Genomic DNA, 8,295 nt, shown 5'->3' with positions numbered 1-8,295 from the left:
GCATGATCTTAAATTCTTCTGATTCCATCTTTTCTCTTTTCTAATACAAGTGTAACACTTTTTTGTAGTAGACAGAGTTTAGTTTACATACTCCATAATTATTTTTCTTTCTTATTGTTTGTATTCTTAATTAACTGAAAATCTACTAAACGTCATAATTAATCCTATTCTTTACTTTCCTTTTTAGCCATACTGAAAGCTATTGCTATTGCCTGTTTCTGCGCCTTTTTGTTTGACTTTGGGCTGGATGTCCCTATCGTCCCCTTCTTATGGTAACTATGCATGAGTTCTTCTATGTTCTCAGATATTACCTTTTTCGACTTCCCCTTTTTTAGTGGCATCGTCTTCTGTTTTTATATTTTAAATGGCTAAATCAATTATTTGTGAATTATACAAGTTATACTGCTTCCTTTGTAATTAAATTTTTATCAACACGAAGACTTGCTAATTGCTTAAGAACAGCATCCATCATAGGCGGAGGGCCACATACATAAAACTCTTGATGAACATTTTTGATGTTGGTTTTTAAAAATTCTTCAGTTATCATTCCATGATGATATCCATTCACCTTTTCATTTGATAAGATATTGATGAAAGCATCGCCTAACATTTTCTTAAATTCCTTTTCAAGAATAATATCTGCCTTGGTTTTATTGGCGAATACCAAAAGATTGTTGCCGATTTTGTTTTGCCTCTGAAGATGCCTAAAAATAGCAATGAAAGGAGTAATACCTGCGCCTCCAGCAATAAATACGCCTTCTTTTTCATACAAAATGGCTCCAAACACATCATGTAAAATCAACTCATCATTCTTTTTCAGTTTTAGTAACTCGTTGGTTACTCCCTTATGCTCCGGATACGTTTTAATAGTAAACTCCAGATAATCGTCGGTAGGCAGGCAGGTAAAAGTGAAAGGTCTTTTTTCTTTCTGCCAGCCTGGTTTGTTGATTGTAACTTCAGTTGCCTGTCCGGGGCTGAATATATAATGATCCGGTTTGTCGGTAACAATTTTTATCACATCATGAGTGACCTTTTCAGTTGAACTAATTTTTACAATCTGATTCATTGTATGTGATTTATGTGCATTAGAAGTATTAACTGTTGATGTAATCTTCATTGAAAGGATAGATTACAGTTAAAATTCCGAATGCAAGTTGAATTTTTTATCATGAAAAGGGCTTACACAACTATGGGGAAAAGTTACATAATTCACACATTCACTGAGCGTATCTTTTGTATGTGCCGTCAATTTTTTCAGCCAGATCAATATCATGGTGAGTGATCCCTTTGGCCGAATGGGTGGACAAAACGATAGATACCTTGTTGTAACTGTTGCTCCAATCAGGATGATGATCAATTTTCTCTAATACCAAAGCTATTGCAGTCATAAAAGAGAATGCCTCCACAAAGGTTTCAATCTTAAAATCTCTTTTAATTGCGTTTCCCTCAAAAGTCCAGTCTTTTAAATTTAGTGCCAGATAACCGGCAATTTCATCTTTAGTTAAAGCTTTCATAATTGATTCATTAGAATACATATTAGATAATCAACAAACTATCATTCTTATTGTTATAAAAAACAAAGGAAACTTAATTATGCATAATCGTCAATGATTTAAAATAAGCAGAACGAAAATTAGGATTAAACACCATTGACTTAAAATGTGGGAATAATGTAAATTTCCATCAGAAATGTGTAATTTACCTGCTTGAAAAATGGAGTAAATTTGTTATTTTAAAATTAGCATCGTAACTATTTTTAGCATTTTCAACAACACAACATGCTATTTAGGTCTTATGTTAATTGAATTATTCAAATAATTAATTAGAAGTCCTCATGAATGGGATTGAAAAAATAGCTGGAAGAATTAAATACTCTTTTAGTTGATGGACTCACTCCCAACAATCAACGTATGGTTTATTCAGCAATATGTAAAACTAGGGTTAGAGTAAATATCAACCTTCATTAAATTTACATCTATGGCATTCGATTATCCAATAGTTTCATGGTTCGACAAGAATACGGTAAAGCATCTACGGTTCCTGTTTTCTTTTTTTCTACTGCCTGTTTTTCTGTTCGCACTCAGTCAAACCAACGAAATAAATTGGGTAAATACCGTTCTGGCTTTCCTTATTTTGCATATTTTGGTTTTCCCTTCAAGCAATGGCTACAATAGCTATCAGGATCGTGACGAGGGCAGCATTGGCGGACTGAAATATCCTCCAAAAGTTACCTCCAATTTATATTATGCCACCTTGTTGATGGATATTCTGGCACTTTTGGCCGGTTTTTTAATTTCGGTTTATTTTTCGCTGATGGTATTGGTATTTATTCTCATGTCGCGGGCATACAGTTACCGCCTGATTCGTCTAAAAAAATACCCTATCATCGGATTTCTGACCGTGTTTGTGTTTCAGGGCGCTTTTGTATATTTGATGTCTTCCGTTGCGATAAGTCGTGTCAATTGGGCTGAATTATTTTCTGAAAATTCTATCATTTGCATGATTATTTCCAGCTTATTCATTGGCAGCATCTATCCCTTAACCCAGATCTACCAGCATCAGGCAGATAAAAACGACGGTGTTATTTCAATCAGCTATAAATTGGGCTATACCGGAACTTTCGTTTTTTCAGGGTTGCTTTTTGCAGTGGCAGTTCTGTTAATGTTCTTGTATTTCAGCATAAAACAACAAACCTTTGCCCTTATCATCTTCTTACTGATGATGCTCCCAGTTATTTACCGGCTTTCCGTTTGGTTTGCAAAAGTGAGGAAGGACTCCAAACATGCAAATTTTGAGAATACAATGAATATGAATATGCTCACCTCAGCCACAATGAACCTTTATTTCTTACTATTAATTTTCAATCGCTATGGAAACTGGTTTTAATGAAAGTAGAATAATTTCAATCGGAACTGCTGTTCCTGAATATTCAATGAGTCAGGATACGATTCTTCAGTTTATGCACAAAGAATACCAGGATCCAACTGCTTCCCGTAAGTTAAGTGTATTGTTCCACCAAAGCGCCATTAATAGCCGACACTCTTCCATTCCTGATTTTTCTGACACAGACGAACGTTCGCTCTTCCCGCTTAACCACGAAATTCCTATGGTGGCCGAAAGGATCGACGTTTTTAGACAAAAGGCATTGCCACTTTCTGTAAAGGCCATTGAAAATGCATTTAAAAACATTCAGGTTTCTGTTGCTGAATTTGGGATAACCCATCTGATTACGGTTACCTGTACCGGGATACTTAATCCGGGACTTGACATTGAATTGATGGTGGAATTGAATTTATCTCCTGATACGTTCCATACCTCGCTTAATTTTATAGGCTGTAACGCTGCTTTTCCTGCCTTGAAAATTGCGGATAGTATTGTGAAATCAGAGCCAGACGCTCGGGTGCTGATTGTATGTGTCGAACTTTGCACCTTGCATTTTCAGCCTAAAAACGATAGCGACAATTTGCTTTCGAATACCATATTTGGTGATGGAGCTGCTGCAGTAATAATGGTGTCTGAATCATTTGCTAATGAGCAAAATAAAAAAGGATTTTCTTTGAAAGGATTTAGCCCGATACTTCTCAAACGCGGAAAAGATTTTATGGGATGGAAGGTCAATTCTGTAAATTTCGAGATGATACTTGATGCCGGAATACCTGAGTTTATTGGGGAGGAACTGGGTTTGTTAATGGAAGCCGTATCTGATAAACTCCAACTCACACCCGATAATATCAATCACTGGGCAGTGCATCCAGGAGGCAAAAAAATACTGCAGGCAGTTGAACGCGGATTACAACTGAAAGACGACGAACTAAAACATTCTTATGCAGTACTGCGGAATTATGGAAACATGTCGTCGCCCACTATCTTATTTGTCTTGAACGAACTGTTTAAAAGCAATCCCGCTTCTGGAGAAACTATATTTGCTATGGGATTCGGACCCGGAATAAGTATCGATACGGCTTCAATGGTCTGTCATGGTTTCGTTTAAAAATCGGTCTGGTCAGTCTGAAATGATGGATGCTCCAGATATTCCGGTAAAATTACTTCATAAAAACTTAGGTGAACTAGATATTCTGAACCGGTATCTTGGAGGTCATTCTATTTCTATTGAAGGCATAAAGCGGTTGATGATAGACCGGAGAAAAATTTATCATATAGTCGATTTGGGTTGTGGCAGCGGCGATGTGCTGAAATATATTGCCCAGTGGGCTCGATCAAACCAATATGAGGTAAAACTTACCGGGATAGATAAAAATCCTGATGCAATACAATACTTGATTAATAATTGTTCTGATTATCCAGAAATTACCGGAAAAGCGATCGATTACAAGGATTTTCTAAAGACCAATCCAAAGGTGGACATCGTTCATTGTTCGCTGTTTTGTCATCACCTGAATAACCAAGAACTTTTGGAACTATTCAGTTATTTGAAAACCTATACAAGCGAAGGTTTTGTGGTGAATGATTTACAGCGAAGTCCGATTGCTTATTATAGTGTCTGGTTTCTAACTAGGCTCCTGAATGGGTCAGCTTTATCAAAGCATGATGGACCAATTTCGGTATTAAGGGCATTTACCCGAAATGAATTGGAACAATTATTTCATAATGCTGATATACAAGAAATATCCATACAATGGCGATGGGCTTTCAGGTATTTAATTGTTGCTAAAACTGCCAGATAACGATGGAATCAGATGAAAAAATAACCGTGGATGTTCTAATTGCCGGAGCCGGACCGGCTGGTCTGATGATGGCCTGTCAACTTGCGTTGCAGAATATTTCATTTCGGATCATCGATAAGAAAACCTCACCCGCAATCTATTCAGGAGCGTTGATTGTCCATGCCCGCACTTTAGAGATATTTCATCAAATGGGTATTGCTGAAAAAGCAATGAAAGCGGGAACAACGGCAAAAACAATCAATATTCAATTCAATCATCTAAGAGATACTACTGTTGTTGACATCAGTGAGTTTGGAAAGGGTTTGACCCTCTTCCCACATCTTCTGATGCTTGAGCAATGGCAAACGGAAACCCTGCTGATTGAATTCCTTAATGAACACGGCCATTCTGTTGAAAACAATACTACTCTTTTAACTTTTACTCAGGATAACGAAGGAATTACATCTGAAATTCAAAAGTCTAACGGAACAACTGAGATCATTAAATCCCGGTTTTTGATTGGTGCCGATGGAAACAACAGTCTGGTGAGAACACGATTAAAGATTCCTTTCCCGGGAAAAACACACAAAGCACGACTTTTTATTACTGATTGTGAAGCCAAGTTATCATTAGCCGCCAACCAAATATTTTTTTCATTTGCCAATGATTATACTGCTGGTTTTTTTCCACTGCCAGATAACCGTTGGCGCATTGATGGCCTGATTCCGGCAATTCAAAAGGAAGAAAAGGTTGAATTTGACGATGTCAAAAATTTCTTCGGAAATCCTATTCATTTCGGAATAGAACTACATCACCCACAATGGTTTTCGATATTCAGGTCACACTCACGCTGTGCCAAATCGTTCAGACAAAACCGATGCCTTTTGGTTGGCGATGCAGCACATGTTCACAGTCCGGTTGGTGCACAAGGTATGAATACTGGACTCCAGGATGCACATAACTTGGCCTGGAAATTGGCTTTTTATATACACGAAAAAGCATTAGAAGATTTGCTGGATACCTATCAAAAAGAACGTCGGCCTTTGGCATTGAACATTATCAGACATACCGATCTTGCTTATTCTTTTATGGCCAACAATTTTTTCTTTGTCAGGTTCTTCCGTTTGAAACTTGCTCCATTGTTGTTGCCAATGGTAATAACGTGGTTTAAAAAAAATATCGCGTTACGCACAAAAATATTCATTTCATTATCCGGAATTGGCATTAAATATAAAAACAGCATCCTTACCGATTCGTTATCCTCAGTTAGTTTTCCAGCACATTCGCCCAAGCCCGGTGATCGTTTACCTTATCTAACTTATGAAATGGCTGGTCGGTCCTGCGCTTTAAATGATGGTTTGGATTCACGAACTTTCCATCTGTTAATCTTCGGAAAGCAAGAATTGCCTTCACCTTTTCAAGCGGTAGTCGATTTATACACCGATGTTATTTCAATAAAATACATTGCATATGAATCCAGCACACACACTCTTTTCAAAAGCCTTGGGCTTGAAAATGAAGGTTGTTACTTTGTTCGCCCCGATTTATACATTGCTTGGCGAAGTCGAGAGTTCGACTTTGTAAGCCTCAGTAATTACCTTCGAAAATTTCTAAAATGACGTTTCGGGGCTTTGAATTTGAGGATTAACCGTGGTTTCCTGAACGTATCAGGGATAGCATGACCGATTACCTACGGTTTCTATTCCATACGTTTAATCTTTACCAGCCAGTTTTGCCAATCCTAAAGGAGGCACTTATCAAAACCAATACCATTCATATTCTCGATTTATGATCCGGAAGTGGTGGCGCCATGGAGCGTATTTTTACTAATTTGAACAAACATTCAATGCTGAAATAAAATTACCTTATCCGATCGATTTCCTGCCAATCTAGCAGCATTTAAGGACCATTAGTGGTGTAGGAATTTCGTTTATTGGTATGCCAGTTGATGCCCTTAGTGTGCCATCCGAACTAAAAGGATTTCGAATATTGTTTTCCATTTTACCTGGAATTCAGAAACGACAAGAAACAAATATGGGATGAGCATCGTTTATTTGATTGGTTATCCTGCCATTTAAAATGAAGTATAATAGTGCTATAATCAGAGGATTTATTTTTTAAAGTATTTCCACGTAAAAATTATTGGCAGTGCCTTTTGCAGAAATGAGAATGCATTGACAAGGTAAACCTGAAAATACACACCGGAATACAAACATATCGCCGAATCCAGGATAAACCAAGTTCCAAAGGCAAACAGAATAGCATTGCGTGCCCATGTTTCTTTTCTCTTGAAAGGACCCCAGGCAATATAAGCCAACAAAATATAACAACTGGCAATGGTTCCGCCCAAGGGACCCGATATAAATGCCCTAAATGGTTCTACCTCTGTTGGCATTTCGGAAACATGCCAAAAGATAGAAGCCAATGCATTGTTGTACTGCGCAAAAAATGGATTGGCTCCATAAAGTGCAATAACAATTCCAAATAATGCAAATAGTAGACTACTGTACATTAGCCACTTCTGCCAGAAAATAAAGGATTTTTTTTGATTGGCCTCAGTCATTTGTTTTCAGTTTCTTTTCCAATATTCGCGAGCTTCCTTCTCTAGTTTTGCCAGTCTAGTCTAATAATCGGGAAACTCATTTAGATGTGCCCATGCTATTTTTCCAGTCATCATATTGTCGTCATCTGTAACATCGGTTTCTGGCGAAATTTTACCATGCTCCAATTCAACATTTAAACCCATTGCAAATTCCGTGGGCGTTAATTTATCCCAATCGATTCCAAGATCATCACCGATTTCTTCTGCATCCTTCAAATTGAATTTTGTCATTTCACTTGTGGTTTTAATTAAAGAACTCTCCTAGATGCTTTTAGATTGATTTTACTATTTTCAATATTTCTTTAAACGTAACTTCAAGCCTCAGTTTGGTGATTGAACCCGTCAACCCTTGAACCATTATTAATTTCATTTTAGGTGGCATCCCAATCCATAAATATTACGAATGACCAACTATCGCATAAGTTACACCCTGTTTATTTTTTGTCCATTCGGTCTAATATTGCTTTCATTTGAGCAATCTCTTCTTCTTGTGATTCAATAATCTTTTCAGATAACTCTTTTACTTCCGGGTCCTTAATGTCTGCGTGTTTGCTTGTCAAAATTGCTGACGAATGATGAGGTATCATCGCTTTCATATATTGTTTATCCCCAATTGGAGTTTGTGTCCTAAGTAGGATTAATGATAAAACAAAAACCGATATGCTAATTACCGCAATTATCATGTTCATTTTTTTGTCTGCAAGATTCAACTCACAAATGCAACTTGGGTTAACTGATTATATGTTAAGAGGGGAGAGATAAACCCTAGCCTTTTTCTAGGCCGACTGTTAAGAATATCTTCGACCCACTGAACCTGCTCTTGTGTTATCGTTTTAAAGTCCGTTTTCTTCGGGAAATACTGCCTTACCAAGCGGTTTGCATTCTCGTTAGCGCCGCGCTCCCAGCTGTGGTATGGCCGTGCAAAGTAAAAATTTATTTGCAACTTTTCGGCAATAACCTGATGTGCTGCAAACTCCTTTCCATTATCAGCGGTAATAGTGTGCATTTGGTGTGCCAACGGGGATAGCG

General features: G+C 37.5%; 11 protein-coding genes. 4 read left to right on the top strand and 7 right to left on the bottom strand.

The window, feature by feature from the left end:
- Window positions 1-164 precede the first annotated feature (164 nt).
- From BLS65_RS18475 to BLS65_RS16470, 3 genes are all read right to left on the bottom strand, one after another.
- Window positions 165-341 carry a hypothetical protein gene (locus BLS65_RS18475; RefSeq protein WP_170830180.1) on the bottom strand — a complete coding sequence of 59 codons (177 nt, stop codon included), beginning with the start codon at window positions 339-341 and terminating at the stop codon, window positions 165-167.
- Window positions 342-397: 56 nt separating this feature from the next.
- Window positions 398-1,117 carry a ferredoxin reductase domain-containing protein gene (locus BLS65_RS16475; protein WP_212590580.1) on the bottom strand — a complete coding sequence of 240 codons (720 nt, stop codon included), beginning with the start codon at window positions 1,115-1,117 and terminating at the stop codon, window positions 398-400.
- Between the two features lie 100 nt (window positions 1,118-1,217).
- Complete coding sequence (locus tag BLS65_RS16470) at window positions 1,218-1,514, bottom strand: 4a-hydroxytetrahydrobiopterin dehydratase (RefSeq protein WP_092440911.1); 297 nt, start codon at window positions 1,512-1,514, stop codon at window positions 1,218-1,220.
- Between the two features lie 463 nt (window positions 1,515-1,977).
- Between BLS65_RS16470 and BLS65_RS16465 the strand changes: the two genes are divergently transcribed.
- From BLS65_RS16465 to BLS65_RS16450, 4 genes are read left to right on the top strand one after another with little or no spacing between them, the layout of a single operon-like run.
- Window positions 1,978-2,886 carry a UbiA family prenyltransferase gene (locus tag BLS65_RS16465; RefSeq protein WP_092440910.1) on the top strand — a complete coding sequence of 303 codons (909 nt, stop codon included), beginning with the start codon at window positions 1,978-1,980 and terminating at the stop codon, window positions 2,884-2,886.
- Window positions 2,870-3,991, top strand: coding sequence for a type III polyketide synthase (locus BLS65_RS16460; RefSeq protein ID WP_092440909.1), 1,122 nt, complete (start codon window positions 2,870-2,872; stop codon window positions 3,989-3,991). Before BLS65_RS16465 ends, BLS65_RS16460 begins: the two co-directional genes overlap by 17 nt.
- Window positions 3,978-4,685, top strand: coding sequence for a methyltransferase domain-containing protein (locus tag BLS65_RS16455; RefSeq protein ID WP_092440908.1), 708 nt, complete (start codon window positions 3,978-3,980; stop codon window positions 4,683-4,685). The genes BLS65_RS16460 and BLS65_RS16455 overlap by 14 nt, the downstream gene beginning before the upstream one ends.
- A gap of 2 nt (window positions 4,686-4,687) precedes the next feature.
- A complete protein-coding gene (locus BLS65_RS16450; protein ID WP_092440907.1) occupies window positions 4,688-6,283 on the top strand; it encodes an FAD-dependent monooxygenase in 1,596 nt (531 codons plus the stop codon).
- 491 nt (window positions 6,284-6,774) lie between these two features.
- On the opposite strand, the gene BLS65_RS16445 is transcribed toward BLS65_RS16450, so the two are convergent.
- The 4 genes from BLS65_RS16445 to BLS65_RS16430 all read right to left on the bottom strand — a co-directional run.
- Window positions 6,775-7,227, bottom strand: coding sequence for a hypothetical protein (locus BLS65_RS16445; RefSeq protein WP_092440906.1), 453 nt, complete (start codon window positions 7,225-7,227; stop codon window positions 6,775-6,777).
- A 60-nt stretch (window positions 7,228-7,287) separates the two neighbouring features.
- Window positions 7,288-7,497: a DUF5661 family protein gene (locus BLS65_RS16440; protein WP_092440905.1), complete on the bottom strand. Its 210-nt coding sequence runs from the start codon at window positions 7,495-7,497 to the stop codon at window positions 7,288-7,290.
- Between the two features lie 203 nt (window positions 7,498-7,700).
- The gene (locus BLS65_RS16435) at window positions 7,701-7,949 is read right to left on the bottom strand and encodes a DUF305 domain-containing protein (RefSeq protein ID WP_212590579.1); all 249 of its coding nucleotides are present in this window, start codon (window positions 7,947-7,949) and stop codon (window positions 7,701-7,703) included.
- Window positions 7,950-7,972: 23 nt separating this feature from the next.
- Window positions 7,973-8,295 (bottom strand): IS30 family transposase (locus tag BLS65_RS16430; protein WP_125869922.1); only part of this gene is annotated, 323 nt, incomplete at its 5' end.

This window comes from Williamwhitmania taraxaci (genome assembly GCF_900096565.1).
GTDB classification, from domain to species: domain Bacteria; phylum Bacteroidota; class Bacteroidia; order Bacteroidales; family Williamwhitmaniaceae; genus Williamwhitmania; species Williamwhitmania taraxaci.
Note: the sequence above shows the minus strand (reverse complement) of the source record. Positions and strands in the feature narration are given on the sequence as shown.